The sequence below is a fragment of the Nitrosospira multiformis ATCC 25196 genome (assembly GCF_000196355.1).
GTDB lineage: Bacteria > Pseudomonadota > Gammaproteobacteria > Burkholderiales > Nitrosomonadaceae > Nitrosospira > Nitrosospira multiformis.
The window spans coordinates 547,901-573,124 of sequence record NC_007614.1; the positions used below are offsets into that span (position 1 = coordinate 547,901).

Consider the following 25,224-nt stretch of genomic DNA (forward strand, 5'->3'; position numbering starts at 1 on the left):
TTTATTAATAGAGTTCGGGAGTTACTATAGTTCAAGAAAAAGCAGCACGCATCAATTACGAGATTACTGCGCCGGAAGTGCGCTTGATTGGTGCGGATGGAGAGCAGATAGGTATAGTCCCTCTGGCGGTTGCCAATAATCTGGCGGAAGAAGCAGAGGTGGATTTGGTTGAAATCGCCCCTACTGCCAAACCCCCTGTATGCCGCCTGATGGATTATGGCAAGTTCAGGTATCAGGAAAGCAAGAAAAAGCACGAAGCCAAGCTCAAGCAAAAACAGATTCAGATCAAGGAAGTCAAGTTTCGTCCCAATACGGACGAGGGTGATTACAACATCAAGCTGCGTAACCTGATCAGTTTTCTGGACGAGGGCGATAAAGCCAAAATTACCCTCCGCTTCCGCGGGCGGGAAATGGCGCATCAGGAATTTGGAGTGCGGTTGCTGGAGCGGATAAAAGGCGATCTGGAATCGCATGCGATAGTGGAGCAATTTCCCAAAATGGAGGGACGCCAGATGGTGATGGTGTTATCTCCACGAAAGAAAGAAATAAAGAACTCCAAAGAAGTAAAAACCTCCAACTCAAAGGAAACAAAACCGACGGCTGATGCCGAAAGCCAGCCCGAGCGGCGCTAGTGCACTCATTTCCACTGATTTCAGGTTCATCCGGTACCGCGATTTGTACCTGTACCTGCTGGATAGATCGGAAGATGCGAGGCTGGGATAGTGTTCAGGATGGGGAGGCAGATATGGTAATTTCCTGTCGGTCTGACACAGTTCATTTCATTGAAAACAAGTGACTCCAGGGTTTAAAGCGTTCCATTCGGGAACCACCTTGTGTCATGTTAAAGCAGGAGCAAAGTAATGCCAAAGATGAAAACAAAGAGTGGTGCGGCAAAACGTTTTACGGTGAGGGCAGGCGGTACCGTGAAGCGCTCGCAGGCATTCAAGCGTCATATTCTGACTAAGAAAACGACCAAAAGCAAGCGCCAGTTGCGGGGGTCCGTAAACGTGCACTTCAGCGATGTGGCGTCGGTGCGCGCCATGATGCCCTACGCATAGGAGGAGACTGATATGCCAAGAGTGAAACGTGGTGTAACAGCTCACGCTCGCCACAAGAAAATACTGGACCTGGCGAAAGGTTACCGGGGTCGCCGCAAGAATGTCTATCGCGTAGCGAAGGAAGCGGTGATGAAAGCGGGGCAATACGCCTATCGCGATCGTCGCCAGAAGAAACGCGAGTTTCGAGCCCTTTGGATCGCCCGTATCAACGCCGCTGCCAGGGAATGCGGTTTGTCGTACAGCGTGTTCATGAACGGCCTGAAGAAAGCCGAGATCGAGGTGGATCGCAAGGTCCTGGCGGATCTGGCTGTATTCGACAAGCCGGCCTTTGCAAAAATAGCGGAGCAGGCCAAAGCCAGTTTGGCCATTTAGAAGCGTTTTAGCAAGCCCGGCGTGAACTCGGGGCTTCGTTCGCGCGTTTCCGGGATTAAAAGACTGGGAGGAGGCTAAAGGCAAAAACGCCTGGCCTCCTCTTTTCATATGCGGAATCCAATTGATCAAACTGTTATTTGAATGACTCATCTGGATCATCTTCTTACTGAAGCAATTGAGCTGTTCAATAGAACAGAGGACCTGGCCGAACTGGAGCAGGTCAAGGCGCGATATCTGGGCCGGCATGGGCAACTGACCGAGTTGCTCAAGGGATTGGGCAAGATTCCCCCGGAAGAGCGTCCCGCAGCGGGAAGCCGTATCAATCAGGCGAAGGAATCGCTGGAGGCAGCGCTGAGCCGTCGCCGGGAGGCGATACAGGAAAAGAAGCTGGAAGAGCAGTTAATAGAGGAAAAGCTGGATGTCACTTTGTCGGGGCGCGGAACGGGAATGGGGGGACTCCACCCTATCACGCTCGCGCTCGAGCGAATTCAGTCGCTGTTTCATTCGGTCGGATTCACGGTGGCTTCCGGGCCCGAGATCGAAACCGATTTTTATAATTTCACCGCGCTGAATATCCCGGAAAGCCATCCCGCTCGCGCCATGCACGATACTTTCTATGTCGATGACGAAAACGGCGGCGCAAGCGAGCACCTGTTGCGAACTCATACGTCACCCGTTCAAATACGATACATGGAAAGTAATCCACCTCCCCTGAAGGTGATTGCGCCAGGGAGGGTTTACCGTTGCGATTCCGATCTGACGCATACTCCGATGTTTCATCAGGTGGAAGGTTTATGGATCGATGAAAGTGCCAACTTCTCGGCTTTGAAAGGCATTCTCTCTGATTTCATGCAGCATTTTTTCGAGCGCGACGATCTGCCGGTGCGTTTTCGCCCTTCTTTTTTCCCTTTTACCGAGCCTTCAGCCGAAATGGATATCGGTTGTGTAATGTGCAAAACCGGCTGTCGCGTATGCAGTTACACCGGGTGGCTGGAAGTGCTGGGTTGTGGAATGGTACATCCCAATGTCTTCAAGCATGTCAACATAGACAGTCAAAAGTACGTTGGCTTTGCTTTTGGTTTAGGCGTCGAGCGTCTGGCGATGCTGAGATATGGGGTAAACGACTTGCGACTGTTCTTCGAAAATGATTTGCGGTTCCTGAAACAGTTCAACTGAAACCACGGATCAGGAATATAAAAAGAAAAAATATAAAAAATCCCACGAAAAATAATGCAGGTGACATGCAACGGGATTCGGGGCCCTTAAGGGTGACTGCGGAGCGATCTTTCGGTGGAAGGGTCAGTGTATGGGAAGAGTATCCAAGGCTGGATACAAGACCTGCGACACGTTCCTTTCCCTGCTGAACGGTAAAATTTATGAAATTTTCAGAAAACTGGCTGCGTACCTTTGTAAATCCTCCCTTGTCGACGCGTGATCTTGCCCATGCGCTGACGATGGCAGGACTGGAAGTCGAGAGCGTCGAGCCGGTCGCGCCAGCGTTTCACAAGGTGGTGGTAGCGGAAGTGTTATCGGTGCAGAAACATCCCGATGCGGATCATCTTCAGGTTTGCAAGGTGAAGACCGGTGCAGCGGGAAATGACGAGCCGCTGCAAATTGTCTGCGGCGCTGCCAATGTTCGGGCCGGTATAAAGGTGCCATGCGCTCTTTCAGGAGCGCAATTGCCGGGCATGGCCATCAAGCAGACCAGGATACGCGGGGTCGAATCCACGGGAATGTTGTGTTCAGCCAAGGAACTGGGATTGGAGGATGCTTCGTCCGGCCTGTTGCTGCTTTCGCCCGATGCGCCGGTAGGAACAGATTTTCGGGCATATTACGACCTCGAGGACAACCTTCTCACTCTCAAACTCACGCCGAACCGCGGCGATTGCCTGGGATTATCCGGCATAGCGAGAGAAGTGGCGGCAATTACTTCCCAAAATCGCCAATCCGTCGAAATCAAGCCTGTGTCAGCACAGATTGCCGAAACCCTGGCAATCCATGTGGACGCGGCGACCGCCTGCCCACTCTACTGTGGTCGGGTAGTACGGGGCATTTCTCTTGATGTCGCTACCCCGCAATGGATGGTGCAGCGACTGGAACGCAGCGGGTTGCGCGCTATCAACCCTGTGGTGGATGTGACCAATTATGTCATGCTGGAGACTGGCCAGCCCCTGCATGCTTTTGATTTGGCAAGAATACAGGGGGGTCTTGCCGGTTCCATTCACATCAGGTTCGCCCGCCCGGGGGAAAGTATCGAATTGCTGAACGGCGAGAATCTTGTGCTGCAACCCGATATGCTGGTGATCGCAGATGATGCCAAGCCCCTGGCGCTGGCGGGCATCATGGGTGGAAATGAAAGCGGGGTCACCTCAGGGGCGGTCGACTTGTTTCTGGAGAGCGCTTTTTTCAGCCCCGGCGTTATCGCCGGCAAATCCTTCTCGCTCGGCTTCAGCTCGGATTCGGCCTATCGTTTCGAACGCGGCGTCGATTTTGGCGCCACGCGCGCAGCAATGGAGCGCGCAACTGACCTGATTCTGAATATCTGCGGGGGCAGGGTGGGACCCGTTACTGAACTCCGTGGAAGCTTGCCAGCGCGGGATCCCATTCGCCTGGGTCTGGAGCGAGTCGGGCGAGTGTTGGGCGTAGAGCTGGATGAAGGTCGGGTAGCGGAACTGTTGCACCGGCTGCAGTTCGGTTTTTTGAATACAGACGCGGTATTTTACGTGACGCCTCCCACCTATCGGTTCGATCTTGCCATAGAAGAAGACCTGATCGAGGAGTTGGCGCGTATGTACGGATACAACCGTATTGCTGCGACCATGCCGCGAGCGAAACTCGACATACTTTCTGCGCCCGAGACCCGGCGAACGCGATCAAGACTGCGACAAATTCTAGTGGCGCGGGATTACCAGGAAGTCATCAATTATGCTTTCGTCGAAACCTCATGGGAAACGGAGTTGGCGGGCAACAGGACCCCTATCGCGTTGAAAAACCCTTTGTCCAATCAATTGGCGGTGATGCGCAGCAGCCTTTTGGGAGGGCTCATCTCTAATCTTCAGTTCAATCTCAACCGCAAACAATCCAGGATTCGCCTGTTTGAAATCGGGGGTTGTTTCCAGAAAGATGGACAGACCTACTCGCAACAGGAAAAGCTGGCAGGACTCTGCTATGGGGACGTCGTGGAGGAACAATGGGGTTTGCCTGCCCGTCCCGTCGATTTCTATGATGCAAAAGCCGATATCGAGGCGCTGTTATGGCCAGGGGAGCTTAGGGTCGCTGCCGCGCGCCATCCAGCCCTGCATCCGGGCAAGTCCGCGGAGATTTCCATAGATGGCCGTATTGGCGGCTTTCTTGGGGAGCTTCACCCCCGCTGGCAACAGAAGCTGGGGCTGGCTCGATCCGTTGTCCTGTTCGAATTGAACGTGGATGTTCTGCTGGCGCGAACGTTGCCACAGGCTTCAGAAATTTCCAAATATCCCCCGATCCGGCGCGATATCGCTGTACTCGTGCCGAAGGATGTCAGCGTGCAGGCGATTCTGGACAGCATGCGGAGCGAGAAGTTATCCATCATTTCTGAAATTGCGCTCTTTGATGTATACCAGGGGAAAGGGGTGGAAAGCGACAAAAAAAGTCTTGCATTCCGTATGTTATTACAAGATACTGAAAAAACTTTAACTGACGCACAAGCTGATCAGGTAGTCGCAAAACTGATAAGTGTTCTTGAAAACAGGTTTGGAGCAAGACTGCGCAGTTGACCGGAAGATAGAGCACGATGTTTGAGAGTAATAAAAGTGAGAGGGGGACTATGACCTTAACAAAGGCCGAGCTGGCGGATTTGCTCTTTGAAAAAGTCGGTTTCAACAAACGCGAAGCCAAGGACATGGTGGAGTCTTTTTACGAAGAGGTTCGCATTGCGCTGCAAAATGGCGACGGCGTCAAGCTATCGGGATTCGGTAATTTCCAGTTACGCGACAAGCCCCAGCGTCCCGGCCGGAATCCCAAAACAGGTGAAGAAATTCCTATCACTGCCCGCAGGGTAGTTACTTTCCATGCAAGCCAGAAACTGAAGGCGATGGTTGAAAAGAATCAGCATGGCAAAGATAACGCCTGATACTCCGCTTACCCCTATTCCCGCCAAACGCTATTTCACGATTGGAGAAGTAAGCGAACTATGCGGTGTGAAGCCGCATGTATTGCGTTACTGGGAACAGGAGTTTACGCAACTGAAACCAGTCAAGCGCCGGGGCAATCGGCGCTACTATCAACACCATGAAGTGCTGCTGATTCGCCGCATTCGGGAGTTGCTCTATGAGCAGGGCTTTACCATCCATGGCGCACGCGCACGTCTGGGACAGGGTTTCGTCAATCCCCTGCCGGTTGTCACACTTTCCTCATCTATCGATCTCGCGTCGCTACGTAGCGAGATCCAGGATGTACTGGCGTTGCTTCGCTCGTGAGAGCTCTCTTTTTTCAATTACATTGGCTGCAAAAGGTTGTAAAGCACTGGCGGACATCCGCTTGACATTCATTGGGGACTCCGCAGGTTTCTAACCTTTCGGGTTTATTGTTATAATTCGCCACGTCGGGGCGTAGCGCAGCCTGGTAGCGTACTTGCATGGGGTGCAAGTGGTCGGAGGTTCAAATCCTCTCGCCCCGACCAGTCAAGCTTATCAACAAGTACTGTCATGCGCAGTGGAGGTTGAGCGCATCTATCTCCCCTTTAAGCTGAAACCATCACCTGGGGCATGTTCAAATGCGCATACTGCTCAGTAATGACGATGGGTATTTTGCGCCGGGTCTCGCTTGTCTTGCAGAAGCGCTTTCCGTCATTGCGGACATCGTAGTCGTCGCCCCGGAGCGCGACCGAAGCGGCGCCAGCAATTCGCTTACGCTGGACCGGCCTCTCAGTCTTCGTAAATCCCACAACGGTTTCTATTACGTCAATGGCACGCCGACAGATTGCGTGCATCTGGCGGTTACAGGCATGCTTGACACCTTGCCTGACATGGTCGTATCCGGAATCAACGATGGTGCCAACATGGGGGACGACACCATTTATTCCGGGACGGTAGCAGCGGCAACTGAAGGCTTTTTACTTGGCGTACCTTCCCTTGCCATTTCACTCGCTGGTTTTTCGGCCGGAAATTTCCCTACTGCCGCCCGTGTCGCGGCTGAAATAGTGCGTCGCTTTGAAACGGATAAACTTCATGGCCCCGTGCTACTGAATATCAATGTACCTGATATCCCGTACGATGAGTTGCAGGGCCTGGAGGTCACCCGGCTGGGGCGCCGGCATAAGGCGGAACCGGTAGTAAAGTATAAAACCCCACGAGGTGAGACAGTATATTGGGTGGGTGCGGCAGGGCCCGCGCAGGATGCCGGGGAGGGAACGGACTTTCTCGCGATTCAGCGCAAGCGTGTATCGGTGACCCCCCTGCAAATCGACCTCACCCGGTATGGGCAGCTGGACGCGGTAAAGGAATGGCTGAATAGTCACGCTCTTGGCAGCACGCGGAGCTGAAGGCTGTGTTCAAGGCAGATCGGGATTGAACGTCCGCCATTCCGGAATCGGCATGACTTCACAGCGGACGCGTGCGCGCATGGTTGAGCGACTGTGCACGCAGGGGGTCACGGATGAAGCAGTGCTCACAGCCATGATTACCGTTCCTCGTCACATCTTTGTGGAGGAAGTGCTGGCAAGCCGTGCCTACGACGACGTCGCCTTGCCGATCAATTTCGAGCAGACGATTTCGAACCCGTTCACCGTGGCGAGGATGAGTCAGTTGCTGCGCGCAGGTTCCAATCCGGGCAAGGTGCTTGAGATTGGCACGGGCTCCGGCTATCAGACTGCGATACTGGCGCAGTTCTCCCGGGAAGTCTATTCGGTCGAGCGTATCGGGCCTCTGCTGACGCGCACTCGCGGGCGGCTAAGAGAGTTACGCATCAACAATGTGCGCCTGAAGCATGCTGACGGTCTGCTTGGCCTTTCCGAGGCAGCGCCGTTTGACGGAATCATTCTCACGGCTGCAACGCCGCACATGCCTCCGGCACTACTTGAACAATTAGCCATTCGTGGCAGAATGGTATTTCCCAGGGGAACCAGCGAGCAAGTTTTGTGCGTTATCGAACGCAACTTGCAAGGTTATACTGAGACAATACTGGACGAAGTCAAGTTTGTCCCAATGATACCGGGGATCTGGCAGCGTTAGGAAACCGCAACGATATCGAGCAAGGGAAACGAGACAACAATGAGCGCTACACGAATCAGGGATATGAGTCTGAACAGTAATCTTTCCGGTCTGGGCAAAGATCTTCCTCGCACATTTTTCGCGCAGCGGCATATTCTCCCATACTGTCTGTCCCTCGCATTATGCTTGCTGATTGCAGGTTGTTCATCCACGCCTCGTCAGGGGCCAATGAGTAACAAGGCCGTGCCGGACCGGCAAAAAAATGGCGTTTCAACCTCCCCTCAATCCCAGCGGCCTGGCGTGCATATCGTTCGCAGAGGCGACACGCTCTACAGTATTGCGACGAGCAACAATATTAATCCCAGGGAGTTGGCGGCGTGGAACAATCTCCCTGATCCAGGAGCAATCCGGATTGGCCAGGAGATCTTTTTATCCCGACCCGAGGGGCCGGTAGCGGCACAACCAACCCTGTTCGCCATTCAGGAGTCCGCCCCATCTTCGTCCGTAGTAGCGCCAGCATCGCCGGCACAACCCAGACAAGACAGTATGCCGATGCCGGAAGCAAGACAACCGGTCCCGGTGGGAAAGGTGAAAACAGAACCAAAGGCGTTCAAGTTGCCTTACTCGGAACAGGCCCTTGCGCAGGTGAAAAGCCGGGCGGATGCAGCTCTGCCGGTAACGGTGGTAAAGGTCGCGCCGGCTGTCGAAAAAACAACGCCTGCCGAAATCAGCACGATTTCCATTCCTCCATCTGAAGCCATCAGAAATAATGCCCAGGGCGAGTGGGTATGGCCTGCCAAAGGCAGGGTAGCAGACCTTTTTTCGGAAAGCACCAAAGGCATCGATATCGTCGGGATGAGAGGACAAACGGTAGCCGCATCCGCAGGAGGGAAAGTGGTTTATAGCGGCGAGGGCCTACGCGGATACGGCAAACTGATCATTATCAAACATAGCGACACCTATCTCAGCGCCTATGCGCATAACAGCAAGCTCCTTGTGAAGGAAGGGGAGACGGTGATCAAAGGACAGAAAATTGCTGAGATGGGAAGCACGGACGCCGGTCTTGTCAAGCTCCATTTCGAAATTCGGAAGAATGGCAAACCGGTCGATCCTCTGAAATATTTACCGGGTATTTCCGGATGAATTGAGGATGAGCTCATGATGAACCAGCAAGAATACACTGACGAAGAAGAACTCTTCGAGAAGGAGGATTCACTGGAGCAGGATGATGAGGCTGCCGACACGCCCTCCAGCGCAATAACGGACACATCCAACGACTTTCTATTGACCGATGTTACTCAAATCTATTTCAACGAGATTGGCCATAATGCCCTGCTGACCCCGAAGGAAGAAGCGGAACTGACGCGCCGCGTCAGACAGAACGATTTTGCCGCACGTCAGAAAATGATTGAGTGTAATTTGCGACTGGTGGTCAATATAGCAAAACATTATACCAACCATGGGGTTGCCTTGCTCGACCTGATAGAAGAAGGCAACATGGGGATGATGCACGCTCTTGATAAATTCGATCCGGAACGAGGATTCCGTTTTTCGACCTATGCGACTTGGTGGATACGACAGAATATCGAGCGTTGCATCATGAATCAGTCGCGGACTATCCGTCTTCCGGTCCATGTCATCAAGGATTTGAACATCATATTGCAGGCCGCCCGCCACCTTGAAGCCCATACGGGAAAAGACCCCAAAGCGGAGGATGTGGCTCATCTGCTGGGGCGGACAGTCAAGGAAGTGCAAAGAATGTTGTCTTTGAACCAGAGCATGATGTCATTGGACGCGCCGCTCGATGTGGATCCCTTGCTGTCAATCGGTGATGCAATTGCAGATGACCAGAGTCCCGGCCCGGATCTTATGTGGGAGCAGTCCGAGATAAAAGGTCGCGTACAGGATTGGTTGAACCGGTTAAATGATAAACAGCGCTATATAATCGAGCAGCGCTACGGGCTCAACGGCTATGAAACGCAAACTCTGGAGCAACTGGCTGCAAGTCTCGATCTTACACGCGAACGCGTGCGCCAGATTCAACTGGAAGCGCTGCAAACCTTGCGCATGATACTGAGGTGCGAGGGCGTATCGAAGGAGGGAGTATTTTGAGGAGCCGCTGACCAAATCTTCCATAACGCGCGTTGCGCCTCCGGGGATTTATTCAGGGGCTCCTCAAGTTTTCAACTTCCTGGAGTTTTCAACCCCCAGGCAATCAACGCGTTTGATCGCTTTGGCGACAAACTTTCTTTTTACAAATCATTTTACCGATCCCGTTCGGCTTGGACTGGTTTAAACTTTGATTAACGAACTTATGACATTCATACTTGTCTAAAGTGAGGGATATACTTGAGGTTGGGCGAATTCAGCTTCGTCGCCGACTATTTACAAGTAAGTAAGGTTAAGGGTAATCCCGCTTTCGAATACGAATCAGAGCCAAGTCCCGCATCGCCTTTTGCGATGAAATTCTCACTTTCCAAGATATATCACAATCACTGCCATGTCTGAACCACAATTCTTTGCTCCTGATCCGGGCCTGTGTACAGAAGAAGAGATTTCCTATCTAGTTCATACGTTTTATGCAACGGCCAGAAAGGATCCGCTGCTCGGTCCGATCTTCGAGGCTCATGTTACTGACTGGGACGCACATTTCGTGCAGATGATCAATTTCTGGTCGATGAAGCTGCGGGGAACAGGCAGGTTCCGTGGCGCGCCCATGCCCAAGCACGTAGCCCTGCCTGGACTGACGCCGGAATTATTCGAACGGTGGCTTCAACTTTTCCACCAGACCACGAGCGGGATGGAAAATGCCAATTTACAGTTCAACGCGGATATGCTGGCGCGGCATATCGGCAGCAGGCTTTGGCTAAGGTATCAAATGGAGCGCTACCCCGACAGGCAGCTGGTGGAGCTCTGCGGCGCGTAGTCCCCACTGCGGGAGCCACTGGCGGGTGGCCGGTCGCCCCAACGAAATCAGAAGTGATGGTTGAGTTGAAGGGAAATGATGTGGGCGTTTGTGCTGAATGAGCCGCGTACTACCTGAAGCAATGGGTTCGGGAAGGTGGGGCGCTCGATCTCCGCTCCTTTGAAGAACACATGTGAATACCCTACGTCGATCGACGTTCGTTCGCCAAGCTTCTGGTTGAGGCCTACCGCTAACCAGAAACGATCGGAATCCGGCAGACGTACCGATCGATCCCTGGCGTTACGCACGGGGGATTGGTCGTAGGCGAACCCGGCGTGGAGCCGAAGGCGCTCCGTATACTGATATTGCGCGCCAAGACCCACGCGGAAACTGTCTTCGAATCCCAGCCGTTCATTTGCGAGAATGGTACCGGAAGCGCGACTCGTGGCGACGATTGCCGGTATGTGACCCCAGCCGGTCCAGGTCAGGTCTGCAAGCAATCGCAATCGATCGCTCATCATGTGAGAGATTGCCAGGGATGCGGTGTTTGGAAGCTCGAGAGCGACCGAAGCGGGAATGACAGTCCCAGGCGCGCTCAGTCGGCCGTCAACTTTCAAATCCACTGTCGATCTGTAAGTGAGCCCCATGCGCGTGGACGGTGAAAACCGGAACATGACGCCAAGGTTATAGCCAAAGCCTACATCATCCCCTTTCATCTTTGTTTCCACGTCTACCGGGAGGGGCAGCAGGGATGTTACGGGCACCATGCTGCGCAAATCCGCGTCAAACTTCACGATATTCAGACCCGCGCCAATCGAGACATCCTCGCTCAACTGCCAGGCAAAGCTCGGGTTGAAATTAATCGCCAAGATTTCAGAGAATCTTCCCTGGTAGCGGCCAATAAAGGTCTTGTTCCATTCCGTGGAGTTGCCAAAGGTGGGGGATACCCCCAAGCCGAGGCGGAAGGCAGAACCCAGCGACATGCTCCAGTAAAAAGCGGGAATGGGCGAGAGGCCTCCGGCCTGGCCGCCATTATCGCCCAGGGGATAGCTGAGGAAAGGACTGCTGCCCGTATTCTTGAATCTCAAGGACCGGATGAGCAGGTTGCCCGCTCCGGAAACATGATGCCCGGGAGCAAGGTAGGTCATGCCAGCCGGATTGAAATAAATCGTGGATGCGTCTTGCGCGACAGCCGCGGCGCCTGCATAGGCGTAGCCGTTTCCGGCTCCATTCTGGTTTTGCAAAGCGAATCCTGCTGCGCGGGCGCCATTGGGAGCGAACAGGATTCCTGTCAACAGCAAAGGCATCAATAGTAATCTGGAAGCTTGCATGATTCGGATTGCTGATTTGAGAAGTTCTGTTTCCACCGGTTATCGATGCATATGCTTACAAGCATAGTCGATATTTCGGTTCCTGTTAAAAATCCTGCCCTGACCCTGCCGAAGGAGCACGTCCTGCAGCCTGATGCTTGGGAATTTAATGAGAGGTTTCATGATTTTAATGAAAGTATCGAAAGCTTCGACACCGTCCCGGGTAAGCGGAGACAGCTTTGGGGAGTAACGGCCATCCGTGGAGTCATTGCTGCGCTCGAGCAATTTGTTTCCACACCTCACTTGCAAAAGTGATTTGCTGCGCGGGCAGCGCTGCGTAGGTATTCCTGTTTTCGGATATACTTGCCCTCATAAATATAATTCTCCCTGCAAGTGCATATGAAATGGAACTGGAAACTCTGGCTCCGTTTTTTATCCGTATCCTCGGCTCTATTTTGCGGGAGATATCCAGTATGGCAGGTATCAGGATGCGCTGATCTCTTGTCAAGGTTTCAGAGGAAAGCGCGGCACCGATCAAATTTTTATGTCACCACATGGGAGTGAAAACAATGAGCAATCAAAATACCGGTAGCGCCCCGTATGTTCTGCCCCCTTTACCTTATGCGGATAACGCGCTGGACCCCGTCATTTCGGCAAATACGCTTGGCTTCCACTACGGAAAACATCACAAGACCTATGTCGATAATCTCAACAAGCTGGTTGCAGGTACAGATCTGGCGGATATGTCTCTGGAGGAGATCATCACTTCCACTGCGGGAAAGGCAGACAAGGCAGGAATTTTCAATAACGCTGCCCAGGTGTGGAACCATACCTTTTACTGGAACAGTTTATCGCCCAAGGGCGGGGGTGAGCCGCCCGCGTCGCTGAAGCAAAAAATCGAGACCGCTTTCGGCAGCGTGGAGGTTTGCAAAAAGGAACTGGCGACGGCAGCCACAACCCAGTTCGGCAGCGGATGGGCATGGCTCGTAAACGATGGCGACAGGCTGCAGGTGATAAAGACGGGTAACGCAGATCTCCCGCTCACAAAAGGAATGAAGCCGCTCTTAACGATCGATGTCTGGGAACACGCCTACTACCTTGATTACCAGAACCGGCGCCCGGATTATGTCAATGCCGTGCTCGACAAGCTGATCAACTGGGGCTTTGCCGCTGACAACGATAAATAATACCGCGACCTGCTGATGTGACGATACCAATTTCAGAACAAATCGAAATCATCAAGCGTGGTTGCAGCGAGCTTTTGCTGGAAGACGAGCTGGAGCAGAAGCTTGCCCAGAATCGTCCACTCAGAATCAAGGCTGGATTCGATCCTACAGCACCTGACTTGCATCTGGGTCATACCGTTCTGCTGAATAAAATGCGCCACTTACAGGATTTAGGGCATCACGCCCTATTCCTGATTGGCGACTTCACAGGCATGATCGGCGATCCCAGCGGCAAGAATACTACGCGTCCCCCACTTTCCCGCGAGCAGGTAGCCGAGAATGCGAAATCCTATCAGGACCAGGTATTCCGCATACTCAAACCTGAACAGACCGAGGTGGTGTTCAACTCCGCATGGATGGACAGGCTGAATGCCGCCGATCTGATCAAACTGGCGGCAACTCATACGGTTGCGCGCATGCTGGAACGGGACGATTTTGGCAAGCGCTACCAGAGCAACAAGCCCATTGCCATTCATGAATTTTTATATCCGTTGATCCAAGGCTATGACTCGGTCGCGCTCCGCGCAGATATCGAACTGGGAGGCACTGACCAGAAATTCAATTTGCTGATGGGACGGGAGTTGCAGAAACACTTCGGGCAAGCGTCGCAATGCGTCATCACGATGCCGCTTCTCGAAGGACTGGACGGCGTCAATAAAATGTCCAAGTCTGCCGGCAACTACATCGGGATCACCGAGAGTCCGGGGAACATGTTCGGCAAATTGATGTCTATTTCCGACGAATTGATGTGGCGGTATATTGAATTGTTGTCGTTCGAGCCGCTGCGCGTTGTTCGTCAGTGGCAGCAGGATGTAGGGAATGGACGCAATCCTCGCGATATCAAGGTCCTGTTTGCGCAGGAGATCGTTACGCGTTTTCATAGCAGGCAGGATGCGGAAGCCGCTCTCGCCGATTTCGAGTCACGCTTCAGGCGGGGAGGTATCCCGGATGATTTGCCGGAAAACATACTGCAGGCTGGAAAAGAAGGATTGCCGATCGCGCAGTTGCTCAAACAGACCGGGCTCACCGCCAGCACCACCGAAGCCTTGCGCATGATCGAGCAAGGTGGTGTAAAATTGAATGGCGAAAAGGTGAGCGACAAAACTTTCAGACTGTCCTGTGGTCAAATGGTGATAGTGCAGGTGGGCAAGCGGAAGTTTGCCAGAGTAACAATCTGCGAAGAAAAATAAAAATTATCAAAAAACCCTTGACCGGGTATCAGGCGTCTGTATAATGCCGCCTTTCGCATGATCGAGCAAGGTGATGTAAATCGGATGGCGAGAAAGTAAGCGACAAAACTTTCCGGCTGCCTTGTGGTCATATGGCGATAGTGCAGGTGGGCAAGCGGAAGTTTGCCAGAGTAAGAATCTCCGAAGAAAAATAAAAATGTATCAAAAACCCTTGACCGGGTATCAGGCGTCTGTATAATGCCGCCTTCGCTAGCTGACATCGGTTACAAAGTTTGTCAGCCGGCATCGCTCTTTAAAAATTTACAGCCGATAGGTGTGGGCACTTGAACGGGACATACGGCTGTTTCGTGTTTTAGCGAAACAGTCAGTTCCAGGAATCGAAGTGCTCGCACAACGTACCAAGATTCTGATCATCCCGGTCACTCGGGAGAAACAGAATCGAATAACGTCAAGCGAGAGTTTTACCAGTATTGAACTGAAGAGTTTGATCCTGGCTCAGATTGAACGCTGGCGGCATGCTTTACACATGCAAGTCGAACGGCAGCACGGGGGCAACCCTGGTGGCGAGTGGCGAACGGGTGAGTAATACATCGGAACGTATCCTTAAGTGGGGGATAACGCACCGAAAGGTGTGCTAATACCGCATAATCTCCGAGGAGAAAAGCAGGGGATCGCAAGACCTTGCGCTTTTGGAGCGGCCGATGTCTGATTAGCTAGTTGGTGAGGTAAAGGCTTACCAAGGCGTCGATCAGTAGCTGGTCTGAGAGGACGACCAGCCACACTGGGACTGAGACACGGCCCAGACTCCTACGGGAGGCAGCAGTGGGGAATTTTGGACAATGGGGGAAACCCTGATCCAGCCATGCCGCGTGAGTGAAGAAGGCCTTCGGGTTGTAAAGCTCTTTCAGCCGGAACGAAACGGTCACGGTTAATACCCGTGACTACTGACGGTACCGGAAGAAGAAGCACCGGCTAACTACGTGCCAGCAGCCGCGGTAATACGTAGGGTGCGAGCGTTAATCGGAATTACTGGGCGTAAAGCGTGCGCAGGCGGTTTTGTAAGTCAGATGTGAAATCCCCGGGCTTAACCTGGGAACTGCGTTTGAAACTACAAGGCTAGAGTGTGGCAGAGGGGGGTGGAATTCCACGTGTAGCAGTGAAATGCGTAGAGATGTGGAGGAACACCGATGGCGAAGGCAGCCCCCTGGGTTAACACTGACGCTCAGGCACGAAAGCGTGGGGAGCAAACAGGATTAGATACCCTGGTAGTCCACGCCCTAAACGATGTCAACTAGTTGTCGGGTCTTAACGGACTTGGTAACGCAGCTAACGCGTGAAGTTGACCGCCTGGGGAGTACGGTCGCAAGATTAAAACTCAAAGGAATTGACGGGGACCCGCACAAGCGGTGGATTATGTGGATTAATTCGATGCAACGCGAAAAACCTTACCTACCCTTGACATGTGCCGGAGCCCGCCGAGAGGTGGGTGTGCCCGAAAGGGAACGGCAACACAGGTGCTGCATGGCTGTCGTCAGCTCGTGTCGTGAGATGTTGGGTTAAGTCCCGCAACGAGCGCAACCCTTGTCATTAATTGCCATCATTCAGTTGGGCACTTTAATGAAACTGCCGGTGACAAACCGGAGGAAGGTGGGGATGACGTCAAGTCCTCATGGCCCTTATGGGTAGGGCTTCACACGTAATACAATGGCGCGTACAGAGGGTTGCCAACCCGCGAGGGGGAGCTAATCTCAGAAAGCGCGTCGTAGTCCGGATCGGAGTCTGCAACTCGACTCCGTGAAGTCGGAATCGCTAGTAATCGCGGATCAGCATGTCGCGGTGAATACGTTCCCGGGTCTTGTACACACCGCCCGTCACACCATGGGAGTGGGTTCCACCAGAAGCAGGTAGTCTAACCGCAAGGAGGGCGCCTGCCACGGTGAGATTCATGACTGGGGTGAAGTCGTAACAAGGTAGCCGTAGGGGAACCTGCGGCTGGATCACCTCCTTTCTAGAGAAATTCCTGTTTGAGTGCCCACAACCTATCGGTTGTTTAGAAAAGCAAGGCTAGGGGGCTAAGGAAATAGGCTTGAGAACCACAAAAGGCCCATCTCTTTGTTTCCAGGCTCTGTTCAGGGTCTGTAGCTCAGTTGGTTAGAGCACACGCTTGATAAGCGTGGGGTCGGTGGTTCAAGTCCACCCAGACCCACCAACTAAAAGGGGGTGTAGCTCAGATGGGAGAGCACCTGCTTTGCAAGCAGGGGGTCATCGGTTCGATCCCGTTCACCTCCACCAATCAGAAAAGCAATTACCTAATTAGAAACCAGAAGTAAACGGAAAGGTTTACTTCTGGTTTTTAACCAGCGGCTGTATTTCGGGAGCGTTCAGGTTTTCAGATTGTTTTATTCACCTCTGAATTCCTTGTATTCGGTTCCTGACGTTCTTTAACAATCTGGAAGAAGTAAATATTCCGTATCAACGGATACGTTGCCTTAGAGGCCACGTTTTCCCGAGAAACGGAATAATGGGTTAGATTGTATCGACGTATCGCATTTTTAGTCGGATGCGATGCGAAGCAAACACCTGTAACCACCGGTTTGGAAGATGAAGAGGAGTCGGTTTTTTGCTGACATCCGCTTAGGCTTCTAAAGCCCTTAAGGTTATAGGATCAAGCGAATAAGTGCATGTGGTGGATGCCTTGGCGATTACAGGCGATGAAGGACGTGGAAGCCTGCGAAAAGCTTCGGGGAGCTGGCAAACAAGCTTTGATCCGGAGATGTCCGAATGGGGAAACCCGGCCCGCAAGGGTCAACCTTGGCTGAATATATAGGCCAAGTGTGGCGAACCTGGTGAACTGAAACATCTAAGTAGCCAGAGGAAAAGAAATCAACCGAGATTCCCAAAGTAGTGGCGAGCGAAATGGGAGCAGCCTCCAATTTTTAGCACTCGAACTAGTCGAACCGTCTGGAAAGTCGGGCCATAGTGGGTGATAGCCCCGTAGGCGAAAGTTTGAGTGTGGAACTAGGATTGGGACAAGTAGGGCGGGACACGTGTAATCCTGTCTGAATATGGGGGGACCATCCTCCAAGGCTAAATACTCGTAATCGACCGATAGTGAACCAGTACCGTGAGGGAAAGGCGAAAAGAACCCCGGGAGGGGAGTGAAATAGATCCTGAAACCGCATGCATACAAACAGTGGGAGCGGACTTGTTCCGTGACTGCGTACCTTTTGTATAATGGGTCAGCGACTTACATTCAGTAGCGAGCTTAACCGTATAGGGGAGGCATAGCGAAAGCGAGTCTTAATAGGGCGATTAGTTGCTGGGTGTAGACCCGAAACCAGATGATCTACTCATGGCCAGGATGAAGCGGGGGTAACACCTCGTGGAGGTCCGAACCCACTAATGTTGAAAAATTAGGGGATGAGCTGTGGGTAGGGGTGAAAGGCTAAACAAATCTGGAAATAGCTGGTTCTCTCCGAAAACTATTTAGGTAGTGCCTCACGTATCACCTTCGGGGGTAGAGCACTGTTATGGCTAGGGGGCCGTTTAGGCCTACCAAACCATGGCAAACTCCGAATACCGAAGAGTGCGAGCGTGGGAGACAGACATCGGGTGCTAACGTCCGGTGTCGAGAGGGAAACAACCCAGACCCTCAGCTAAGGTCCCAAAGACACAGTTAAGTGGCAAACGAAGTGGGAAGGCTAAAACAGTCAGGAGGTTGGCTTAGAAGCAGCCATCCTTTAAAGAAAGCGTAATAGCTCACTGATCGAGTCGTCCTGCGCGGAAGATGTAACGGGGCTCAAACTGTGCACCGAAGCTAGGGATCTACACGCAAGTGTAGATGGTAGGAGAGCGTTCCGTAGGCCTGCGAAGGTGGCTTGAGAAGGCTGCTGGAGGTATCGGAAGTGCGAATGCTGACATGAGTAGCGATAAAGGGAGTGAAAGGCTCCCTCGCCGTAAGCCCAAGGTTTCCTGCGCAACGTTCATCGGCGCAGGGTGAGTCGGCCCCTAAGGTGAGGCAGAAATGCGTAGCTGATGGGAAACTGGTTAATATTCCAGTACCTTTGTTCAATGCGATGTGGGGACGGAGAAGGTTAGCTCGGCCGGGTGTTGGATGTCCCGGTTGAAGCGTGTAGACGTGCTGCTTAGGCAAATCCGGGCGGCTTAGTTGAGGCGTGATAACGAAACACCCTTCGGGGTGCCAAGTGAGTGATACCCTGCTTCCAGGAAAAGCCACTAAGCTTCAGTTGAACGAAGACCGTACCGCAAACCGACACAGGTGGGCGGGATGAAAATTCCAAGGCGCTTGAGAGAACTCAGGAGAAGGAACTCGGCAAATTGACACCGTAACTTCGGGATAAGGTGTGCCCTCTGTACGTGTAGCGCCTCGCGCGTGAAGCGGAAGGGGGTTGCAAAAAAATGGTGGCTGCGACTGTTTAATAAAAACACAGCACTCTGCAAACACGAAAGTGGACGTATAGAGTGTGACGCCTGCCCGGTGCCGGAAGGTTAAGTGATGGGGTGCAAGCTCTTGATCGAAGCCCCGGTAAACGGCGGCCGTAACTATAACGGTCCTAAGGTAGCGAAATTCCTTGTCGGGTAAGTTCCGACCTGCACGAATGGCGTAACGATGGCCACACTGTCTCCTCCTGAGACTCAGCGAAGTTGAAATGTTTGTGAAGATGCAATCTCCCCGCGGCTAGACGGAAAGACCCCGTGCACCTTTACTGTAGCTTTACATTGGACCTTGACAACATCTGTGTAGGATAGGTGGGAGGCATTGAAGTGGACTCGCTAGAGTTCATGGAGCCAACCTTGAAATACCACCCTGGTGTTGTTGGGGTTCTAACCTAGGTCCATTATCTGGATCGGGGACCGTGTATGGTAGGCAGTTTGACTGGGGCGGTCTCCTCCCAAAGTGTAACGGAGGAGTACGAAGGTACGCTAGGTACGGTCGGAAATCGTGCTGATAGTGCAATGGCAAAAGCGTGCTTGACTGCGAGACTGACAAGTCGAGCAGATGCGAAAGCAGGTCATAGTGATCCGGTGGTTCTGTATGGAAGGGCCATCGCTCAACGGATAAAAGGTACGCCGGGGATAACAGGCTGATTCCTCCCAAGAGTTCATATCGACGGGGGAGTTTGGCACCTCGATGTCGGCTCATCACATCCTGGGGCTGTAGCCGGTCCCAAGGGTATGGCTGTTCGCCATTTAAAGTGGTACGTGAGCTGGGTTTAAAACGTCGTGAGACAGTTTGGTCCCTATCTGCCGTGGGCGTTGGAAGTTTGAGAGGACCTGCTCCTAGTACGAGAGGACCGGAGTGGACGCACCTCTGGTGTACCGGTTATGACGCCAGTCGTATCGCCGGGTAGCTAAGTGTGGAAGAGATAACCGCTGAAAGCATCTAAGCGGGAAACTCGCCTCAAGATGAGACTTCCCGGGGGTTAAACCCCCCTAAAGGTTCGTCGAAGACTACGACGTTGATAGGTCGGGTGTGGAAGCGCAGTAATGCGTTAAGCTAACCGATACTAATTGACCGTGCGGCTTGATCCTATAACCTTAAGCAAGGACAAGGTGTTTATCAGATACAATCATTCCCATTTACTTCTTCAAGATTGCGGTTTTCGATAAAAGCCAGGGTTGCTCATTGCTTTTTTCGGATGCCACTAAAAGTTACGCTTGGTGGTCATAGCACTTTGGACCCACCCCTTCCCATCCCGAACAGGGTCGTGAAACGAAGTCGCGCCGATGATAGTGTGTTTTCACATGCGAAAGTAGGTCACTGCCAGGCACCTTATAGAAAAAACCCCGATTCTTACGAGAGTCGGGGTTTTTTTATTGATACGTCGGAATCAGCTTATTCTTGCATGTGCAGTTTCCACGATCGAATTTCAGCTCAGATGACAAGAAAATCATCAGGCAATGAAATCATCATGAAACTACAGCGATTTTTATTCCCCCGATTTTTATCCCTGTTACTGGCGCTGGTGATCAGCTTCACAACTTTTTCAAGAGCCATAGGGAGTACGGAATGGAGAGGGTTCTGAAGATTGTCGAGTAGCCGGCGTGGATTGCGGCTATCCTCATGCGGCTTCCGCACGGACTGCCGTTCCCCTCTTGTTCCAGGAAACGGTATCAATACCGCCAAGTCCGTAGCCTGATAAGTCAGGCTGCTAGTGTATCTGCGCCGGAAAGAGATCGAAACGGGAAGGTTTGATGAAAACCTGATCGCCTCGCGTCAGTTGCAGTTCCCGAAAGCGCTCCCTGCTGATTTCGACTTCGATCAATTCCTTGTCTTTGCCGTCATCGCGCACCAGCTGGAGGCGAACTACCGGGCCCACTGAGAGGATATGGGACACATGCGCGGCAATTGCTCCCTCCCCATTCAAGGCATGGTCCACCTTATCCACATGGATGTCATGCGGACGCACGTAGGCCACTCCCGAGAGCTCTTCGGCCTCGGTATGCTCCGGCGCATCGATTTCGATTCCCCCTATCCAGGCGCGACCGCGATGGAGCCGTCCATGGAAAAGATTCACCTTGCCCAGGAATTTGTACACGAACGGGCTTGCGGGGTGCTCGTATACCTCATCAGGCGTACCGATCTGCTCGATGCGACCCTCGTTCATGACTACGACCCGATCCGCGACCTCCAAGGCCTCTTCCTGGTCATGGGTGACGAAAACACTGGTAATGTGCATCTCATCGTGAAGTCTTCTAAGCCATGAACGCAGTTCCTTGCGCACTTTGGCATCCAGCGCCCCGAATGGTTCGTCGAGCAGCAGAACCTTGGGTTCCACAGCCAATGCTCGTGCCAGGGCGATTCTCTGGCGTTGCCCTCCCGAGAGTTGATGCGGGTAGCGGTCTGCCAGCCAGTCCAGTTGCACCAGTTTTAGTAACTCATGTACGCGTTGCTGAATCTCTGCTGTGGAAGGGCGGAATTTTTTCGGACGTACACGGAGACCGAAGGCTACGTTTTCGAAAATGGTCATGTTCCGGAACAGGGCGTAGTGCTGGAATACAAAGCCCACCTGGCGCTCACGGACGTGCTGATCCGTTGCGTCTTCGCCCTGAAACAGCACTTGGCCGGTATCCGCTGCTTCCAGTCCCGCAATGACACGCAGCAGGGTTGTTTTCCCTGATCCTGAAGGGCCGAGCAGCGCGAGCAGTTCACCGGACTTTACTTCCAGGCTGACGTCGCGTAGCGCGGAAAACGTGCCGAATTGTTTGGAAAGGTTACGAATTTCTATGCTCATTCTTGTATTCCTGCGGTTTCCGGTTTTTCCCGGGTTTTTGATTCAATGATAGTCTTCAATGCCAATGTGACCAGTGCGAGCAGGGCGAGCAGCGACGCCACGGCAAAGGCGGCCGCGAAGTTATATTCGTTATAAAGAATCTCGACATGCAGCGGCAAGGTATTGGTGCTCCCGCGGATATGCCCGGATACCACCGATACTGCACCAAACTCTCCCATTGCCCGCGCATTGCAAAGGATGACGCCGTAAAGCAGGCCCCATTTAATATTGGGAAGCGTTACACGGAAGAATATCTGCCAGCCGTTCGCCCCGAGTACAACGGCCGCTTCTTCCTCTTCGGCTCCTTGGGATTGCATCAGGGGAATCAGTTCGCGTGCGATAAAGGGAACCGTGACGAATATGGTCGCCAGCACAATACCGGGCACCGCAAAGATAATCTTGATGTCGTGTTCCGCCAGCCACGGGCCCAGCCAACCCTGCAAGCCGAAAATAAGCACATAGATGAGCCCGGACACGACAGGTGAGACCGAAAAGGGCAAATCGATGAGCGTGACCAGGAGGTTTTTGCCGCGGAACTCAAACTTGGCAACTGCCCATGCTGCCGCTATGCCGAATACCAGATTAAGCGGAACTGCAATGGCGGCTGCGGTCAGGGTAAGCTGAATGGCGGACACCGCATCCGGCTCGGTAATTGCGGCAATGTAAACATCCCAGCCTTTCTTGAGCGCTTCGTAGAAAACCGATATCAGGGGTACGAAGAGAAAGAGTGTAAGAAAGGCCAGCGCAAGCCCGATCAGGGACCGCCGCACCCACGCGGATTCCTCGACGGGCCGCACCCGGCCTGAAGGGACGGGCAACGGAAGAGCAATAGCAGTCATCAGGATATCCTCATGCTCATACTGTCGATGAACTCCGGCTGCGACTCCACCATTGCAGCAGGTTAATGATCAGGAGCAACACGAAAGAAATCACGAGCATGACCACGGCGAGCGCCGTAGCGCCTGCATAGTCGTACTGCTCGAGCTTGGTAATGATCAGGAGCGGCGTGATTTCGGAAATCATCGGCATGTTGCCCGCAATAAAAATAACGGACCCGTATTCCCCGATCGCACGGGCAAAGGCAAGCGCAAAGCCGGTTATCAATGCCGGAAAAATCGCGGGAAAAATGATTCGCAGGAATGTGTGCAAGCGGGTCGCGCCGAGCGTAGCTGCTGCTTCTTCCAGTTCAGGTTCGAGGTCTTCCAGCACAGGTTGCACCGTTCGCACTACAAATGGCAATCCGATAAACGTCAGCGCCACGAAGACCCCTGCTGGCGTAAAGGCAACCTTGAGGCCAACCGGCTCCAGATACTGGCCGAACCACCCGTTCCCCGCATAGAGCGCTGTCAGGGCAATACCGGCTACCGCGGTGGGCAGGGCAAATGGAAGGTCTACCAGCGCATCGATCAGCTTCTTTCCTGGAAAGTGGTAACGCACCAGCACCCACGCAACCAGGAGCCCGAATATCGCATTGAGCAGCGCCGCTGCGAATGAGGCCCCAAATGTCAACCGATAGGAAGCCAATACCCTTGGTGTCGTCACCACATCCCAGAATTCGGGCAAGGTGAGTTCTGCAGTGCGAACAAATGCTGCCGAGATTGGAATCAGAACAATCAGGCTCAGATAAAGCAACGTAAATCCAAGCGCCAGATTGAATCCGGGCAGAACGCTGTGTTGCCTGAACGTGCCCATTTCAGATTCTCGCCGCGTCGATATAGTGCTGCAGCGTCCGGATGCGCCGGGAGGAAGCCTCTGCGCTTCGGTACTCTGTCGTTGCAGCAGGTATGAACAAGTCAAACTCAATCGCCTGCGCTGGTATGCCGAGAAAGCGCCCCTGGAGAAGATCGGCACCGGCACGAACAGCCCCTGTCAATTGTCGCGCTGTTTCGATCTCACGGAACAAAACCTGCGCGCCAAAGCGATGAATGACATCCACCAGCGGCCCTGCGTCTCCCAGCCTTTGAAGAACGGAGGCCTCCAACCGCACTACGTCCGGATACAGCGGATACAGGCTGGCAAGTTCCGCTACCCAATCGTCGCCGGCATCGTTGTGATTGATGGCTATGCGATAGCCGTGCGAGCGGTAATTGCTGATTACGTGTTTGAGCAGCTTCCAGTTGCGATTCACCTCAGCCGGAATTTCAATTACCACCCGGGAAGTCTCCACGCCGATGATATCGAGGATGCTTTTGAACGCTCGGCCATGGTCATCTTTAACGCTCTCCAGCAGGCGTGGCTGTACGGTGACGGAAAGATTGCCCTCATGAGAGCGCCCGCTGAAGTAGTTAAGCACGTGCACTGCGCGGCACAACCGGTCAAAACGTACCAATGGAGCGTCTCCTTCCCCGAGAGACAGGACTTTCCAGGGTGATAAGGGATTTTCCTCACTCACGACAGAACGGATATAAGCTGCATGTCCTGCCACGCTGCGTGTTTTTGCATCGAATACTGGCTGAAATACGCTTGATAGCGAGCAGTTGAAAAAATGTCCCATGATGAAACCATTCTCCGCTCGAGTCACCGCATAATCGGTTGACTCCTGGATGCGCGCCAATTCATCCTTTTCCTGTGATGAAGAAATGCTCACTTTTCATCTCCTTTCAAAAATTTCCTGGACGTCGATTTTCTGAATGTCAGCATGGTTGTTTTGCGGTTTTCAGTGCAGACGGTACGACTTGTGCTGTTATTTCTGATAAATCTGATCAAAAGTGCCGCCATCGGCAAAGTGAAGCTTGTGCGCGTTCTTCCAGCCCCCAAACGCATCGTCGATCTTGAACAGCTTGAGGCCGGGAAACTGACTTGCATATTTCGCTGCGATTGCGGCATTGGTTGGACGGTAGAAATTCTTAGCGGCAATCTCCTGGCCTGTGTCTGAATAGAGATATTGGAGATAGGCTTCCGCGATGGTACGGGTACCCTTCTTGTCGGCCACCTTGTCTACCACCGCGACCGATGGTTCGGCAAGAATGCTGAGGGAGGGTGCCACAATTTCAAATTTGTCGGGCCCGAGTTCCCTGATAGCGAGGAATGCTTCGTTTTCCCACGAAATGAAGACATCGCCGATGCCGCGCTCCACAAATGTCGTGGTTGAGCCGCGCGCGCCCGAGTCCAGCACAGGGACATTCCGGTAGAGCTTTGCTACGAACTCCTTCGCCTTGGCATCGTCGCCGTACGTTCGCTTGCCGTATTCCCACGCGGCGAGGTAATTCCAGCGGGCGCCCCCCGAGGTTTTCGGATTGGGGGTGATTACGGCGACGCCGGGCTTGACCAGGTCGTCCCAGTCTTTGATGTTCTTGGGGTTGCCCTTCCGGACCAGCAGTACGATGGTTGAAGTGTAAGGCGTGCTGTTATGCGGCAAGCGCTTTTGCCAGTCCGCCGGCAGCAGGCTGGCTTTTTCCGCGATTTCATCGATGTCCTTCGCCAGCGCGAGCGTCACGACATCAGCATCAAGCCCGTCGATGACAGAGCGTGCCTGTTTCCCGGAGCCGCCATGAGATTGTTTTATGGCTATTTTTTCTCCGGTCTTGCTCTCCCAATGCTTCGCGAATGCCGAATTGAACTGCTGATACAGCTCGCGAGTCGGGTCATAGGATACATTCAATATTGTTTTATCTCCCCAGGCATTGCCTCCCCACAGGAGGATTGCGGTAAGGCTCGTCGTTATCCATGCTTTCATTTTC

20 protein-coding genes, 3 tRNA genes and 3 rRNA genes are annotated in these 25,224 nt (G+C 53.1%); 20 read left to right on the top strand and 6 right to left on the bottom strand.

Features of this window, described 5'->3' with window-relative positions; genetic code table 11:
- The first annotated feature begins 26 nt into the window (after positions 1-26).
- From infC to NMUL_RS02605, 13 genes are all read left to right on the top strand, one after another.
- Positions 27-632 carry a translation initiation factor IF-3 gene (gene infC, locus NMUL_RS02545; protein ID WP_074771849.1) on the top strand — a complete coding sequence of 202 codons (606 nt, stop codon included), beginning with the start codon at positions 27-29 and terminating at the stop codon, positions 630-632.
- A gap of 228 nt (positions 633-860) precedes the next feature.
- On the top strand, positions 861-1,058 hold the full coding sequence (rpmI, locus tag NMUL_RS02550) for a 50S ribosomal protein L35 (protein ID WP_011379851.1): 198 nt from the start codon (positions 861-863) through the stop codon (positions 1,056-1,058).
- Positions 1,059-1,070: 12 nt separating this feature from the next.
- Positions 1,071-1,430 (top strand): 50S ribosomal protein L20, encoded by a 360-nt coding sequence (gene rplT, locus NMUL_RS02555; RefSeq protein WP_011379852.1) that lies wholly within the window; start codon positions 1,071-1,073, stop codon positions 1,428-1,430.
- A 141-nt stretch (positions 1,431-1,571) separates the two neighbouring features.
- A complete protein-coding gene (gene pheS / locus NMUL_RS02560) occupies positions 1,572-2,606 on the top strand; it encodes a phenylalanine--tRNA ligase subunit alpha (RefSeq protein WP_011379853.1) in 1,035 nt (344 codons plus the stop codon).
- A gap of 200 nt (positions 2,607-2,806) precedes the next feature.
- Positions 2,807-5,185 carry a phenylalanine--tRNA ligase subunit beta gene (gene pheT, locus NMUL_RS02565; protein ID WP_011379854.1) on the top strand — a complete coding sequence of 793 codons (2,379 nt, stop codon included), beginning with the start codon at positions 2,807-2,809 and terminating at the stop codon, positions 5,183-5,185.
- 50 nt (positions 5,186-5,235) lie between these two features.
- Positions 5,236-5,541, top strand: a complete 306-nt coding sequence (locus NMUL_RS02570; RefSeq protein ID WP_011379855.1) for an integration host factor subunit alpha — start codon at positions 5,236-5,238, stop codon at positions 5,539-5,541.
- On the top strand, positions 5,522-5,887 hold the full coding sequence (locus tag NMUL_RS02575) for a MerR family transcriptional regulator (RefSeq protein WP_011379856.1): 366 nt from the start codon (positions 5,522-5,524) through the stop codon (positions 5,885-5,887). Before NMUL_RS02570 ends, NMUL_RS02575 begins: the two co-directional genes overlap by 20 nt.
- Positions 5,888-6,013: 126 nt before the next feature.
- Positions 6,014-6,090: transfer RNA gene (locus tag NMUL_RS02580), tRNA-Pro, on the top strand.
- A gap of 93 nt (positions 6,091-6,183) precedes the next feature.
- Complete coding sequence (gene surE, locus NMUL_RS02585) at positions 6,184-6,951, top strand: 5'/3'-nucleotidase SurE (RefSeq protein WP_011379857.1); 768 nt, start codon at positions 6,184-6,186, stop codon at positions 6,949-6,951.
- Between the two features lie 25 nt (positions 6,952-6,976).
- The gene (locus NMUL_RS02590; protein WP_041352772.1) at positions 6,977-7,639 is read left to right on the top strand and encodes a protein-L-isoaspartate(D-aspartate) O-methyltransferase; all 663 of its coding nucleotides are present in this window, start codon (positions 6,977-6,979) and stop codon (positions 7,637-7,639) included.
- Between the two features lie 39 nt (positions 7,640-7,678).
- The gene (locus NMUL_RS02595; RefSeq protein ID WP_011379859.1) at positions 7,679-8,761 is read left to right on the top strand and encodes a peptidoglycan DD-metalloendopeptidase family protein; all 1,083 of its coding nucleotides are present in this window, start codon (positions 7,679-7,681) and stop codon (positions 8,759-8,761) included.
- A 15-nt stretch (positions 8,762-8,776) separates the two neighbouring features.
- Positions 8,777-9,730, top strand: coding sequence for an RNA polymerase sigma factor RpoS (rpoS, locus tag NMUL_RS02600; protein WP_011379860.1), 954 nt, complete (start codon positions 8,777-8,779; stop codon positions 9,728-9,730).
- Positions 9,731-10,118: 388 nt separating this feature from the next.
- Entirely contained in the window at positions 10,119-10,544 is a 426-nt protein-coding gene (locus NMUL_RS02605) for a group III truncated hemoglobin (protein WP_011379861.1), read from the top strand.
- A 47-nt stretch (positions 10,545-10,591) separates the two neighbouring features.
- Here the strand turns inward: NMUL_RS02605 and NMUL_RS02610 are convergent, their stop codons facing one another.
- Positions 10,592-11,854 carry an OmpP1/FadL family transporter gene (locus NMUL_RS02610; protein ID WP_011379862.1) on the bottom strand — a complete coding sequence of 421 codons (1,263 nt, stop codon included), beginning with the start codon at positions 11,852-11,854 and terminating at the stop codon, positions 10,592-10,594.
- A gap of 548 nt (positions 11,855-12,402) precedes the next feature.
- On the opposite strand from NMUL_RS02610, the gene NMUL_RS02620 reads away from it, so the two are divergent.
- The 7 genes from NMUL_RS02620 to rrf all read left to right on the top strand — a co-directional run bounded on the left by NMUL_RS02620 (position 12,403) and on the right by rrf (position 20,040).
- On the top strand, positions 12,403-13,020 hold the full coding sequence (locus NMUL_RS02620; RefSeq protein WP_011379863.1) for a superoxide dismutase: 618 nt from the start codon (positions 12,403-12,405) through the stop codon (positions 13,018-13,020).
- 17 nt (positions 13,021-13,037) lie between these two features.
- Positions 13,038-14,249: a tyrosine--tRNA ligase gene (gene tyrS, locus NMUL_RS02625; RefSeq protein ID WP_011379864.1), complete on the top strand. Its 1,212-nt coding sequence runs from the start codon at positions 13,038-13,040 to the stop codon at positions 14,247-14,249.
- Positions 14,250-14,721: 472 nt separating this feature from the next.
- Positions 14,722-16,257 (top strand): 16S ribosomal RNA (locus tag NMUL_RS02630).
- A 124-nt stretch (positions 16,258-16,381) separates the two neighbouring features.
- Positions 16,382-16,458: transfer RNA gene (locus tag NMUL_RS02635), tRNA-Ile, on the top strand.
- Between the two features lie 7 nt (positions 16,459-16,465).
- Positions 16,466-16,541, top strand: a tRNA-Ala gene (locus tag NMUL_RS02640).
- A gap of 371 nt (positions 16,542-16,912) precedes the next feature.
- Positions 16,913-19,802 (top strand): 23S ribosomal RNA (locus NMUL_RS02645).
- A 125-nt stretch (positions 19,803-19,927) separates the two neighbouring features.
- Positions 19,928-20,040: ribosomal RNA gene (rrf, locus tag NMUL_RS02650) — 5S ribosomal RNA — on the top strand.
- Together the 16S, 23S and 5S rRNA genes with 2 tRNA genes alongside form the textbook arrangement of a ribosomal RNA operon.
- A gap of 382 nt (positions 20,041-20,422) precedes the next feature.
- Here the strand turns inward: rrf and NMUL_RS02660 are convergent.
- From NMUL_RS02660 to NMUL_RS02680, 5 genes are all read right to left on the bottom strand, one after another.
- The gene (locus tag NMUL_RS02660) at positions 20,423-21,505 is read right to left on the bottom strand and encodes a sulfate/molybdate ABC transporter ATP-binding protein (RefSeq protein ID WP_011379865.1); all 1,083 of its coding nucleotides are present in this window, start codon (positions 21,503-21,505) and stop codon (positions 20,423-20,425) included.
- Positions 21,502-22,383, bottom strand: coding sequence for a sulfate ABC transporter permease subunit CysW (gene cysW / locus NMUL_RS02665; RefSeq protein ID WP_011379866.1), 882 nt, complete (start codon positions 22,381-22,383; stop codon positions 21,502-21,504). The genes NMUL_RS02660 and cysW overlap by 4 nt, the downstream gene beginning before the upstream one ends.
- Before the next feature lie 16 nt (positions 22,384-22,399).
- Positions 22,400-23,236, bottom strand: coding sequence for a sulfate ABC transporter permease subunit CysT (cysT, locus tag NMUL_RS02670; RefSeq protein WP_011379867.1), 837 nt, complete (start codon positions 23,234-23,236; stop codon positions 22,400-22,402).
- Position 23,237: 1 nt separating this feature from the next.
- Positions 23,238-24,131 (bottom strand): EAL domain-containing protein, encoded by an 894-nt coding sequence (locus NMUL_RS02675; protein ID WP_011379868.1) that lies wholly within the window; start codon positions 24,129-24,131, stop codon positions 23,238-23,240.
- A gap of 96 nt (positions 24,132-24,227) precedes the next feature.
- Positions 24,228-25,220, bottom strand: coding sequence for a sulfate ABC transporter substrate-binding protein (locus NMUL_RS02680; protein ID WP_011379869.1), 993 nt, complete (start codon positions 25,218-25,220; stop codon positions 24,228-24,230).
- Positions 25,221-25,224 lie beyond the last annotated feature (4 nt).

What these genes read in the sequence shown, in the direction of transcription:
- cysT (WP_011379867.1), bottom strand. Translation starts at nt 23,236, where the DNA reads ATGGGCACGTTCAGGCAACACAGCGTTCTGCCCGGATTCAATCTGGCG.
- NMUL_RS02610 (WP_011379862.1), bottom strand. Translation starts at nt 11,854, where the DNA reads ATGCAAGCTTCCAGATTACTATTGATGCCTTTGCTGTTGACAGGAATC.
- NMUL_RS02620 (WP_011379863.1), top strand. Translation starts at nt 12,403, where the DNA reads ATGAGCAATCAAAATACCGGTAGCGCCCCGTATGTTCTGCCCCCTTTA.
- NMUL_RS02595 (WP_011379859.1), top strand. Translation starts at nt 7,679, where the DNA reads ATGAGCGCTACACGAATCAGGGATATGAGTCTGAACAGTAATCTTTCC.
- NMUL_RS02660 (WP_011379865.1), bottom strand. Translation starts at nt 21,505, where the DNA reads ATGAGCATAGAAATTCGTAACCTTTCCAAACAATTCGGCACGTTTTCC.
- NMUL_RS02575 (WP_011379856.1), top strand. Translation starts at nt 5,522, where the DNA reads ATGGCAAAGATAACGCCTGATACTCCGCTTACCCCTATTCCCGCCAAA.
- NMUL_RS02605 (WP_011379861.1), top strand. Translation starts at nt 10,119, where the DNA reads ATGTCTGAACCACAATTCTTTGCTCCTGATCCGGGCCTGTGTACAGAA.
- rplT (WP_011379852.1), top strand. Translation starts at nt 1,071, where the DNA reads ATGCCAAGAGTGAAACGTGGTGTAACAGCTCACGCTCGCCACAAGAAA.
- surE (WP_011379857.1), top strand. Translation starts at nt 6,184, where the DNA reads ATGCGCATACTGCTCAGTAATGACGATGGGTATTTTGCGCCGGGTCTC.
- pheS (WP_011379853.1), top strand. Translation starts at nt 1,572, where the DNA reads ATGACTCATCTGGATCATCTTCTTACTGAAGCAATTGAGCTGTTCAAT.
- pheT (WP_011379854.1), top strand. Translation starts at nt 2,807, where the DNA reads ATGAAATTTTCAGAAAACTGGCTGCGTACCTTTGTAAATCCTCCCTTG.
- rpmI (WP_011379851.1), top strand. Translation starts at nt 861, where the DNA reads ATGCCAAAGATGAAAACAAAGAGTGGTGCGGCAAAACGTTTTACGGTG.
- NMUL_RS02570 (WP_011379855.1), top strand. Translation starts at nt 5,236, where the DNA reads ATGACCTTAACAAAGGCCGAGCTGGCGGATTTGCTCTTTGAAAAAGTC.
- cysW (WP_011379866.1), bottom strand. Translation starts at nt 22,383, where the DNA reads ATGACTGCTATTGCTCTTCCGTTGCCCGTCCCTTCAGGCCGGGTGCGG.
- NMUL_RS02680 (WP_011379869.1), bottom strand. Translation starts at nt 25,220, where the DNA reads ATGAAAGCATGGATAACGACGAGCCTTACCGCAATCCTCCTGTGGGGA.
- rpoS (WP_011379860.1), top strand. Translation starts at nt 8,777, where the DNA reads ATGATGAACCAGCAAGAATACACTGACGAAGAAGAACTCTTCGAGAAG.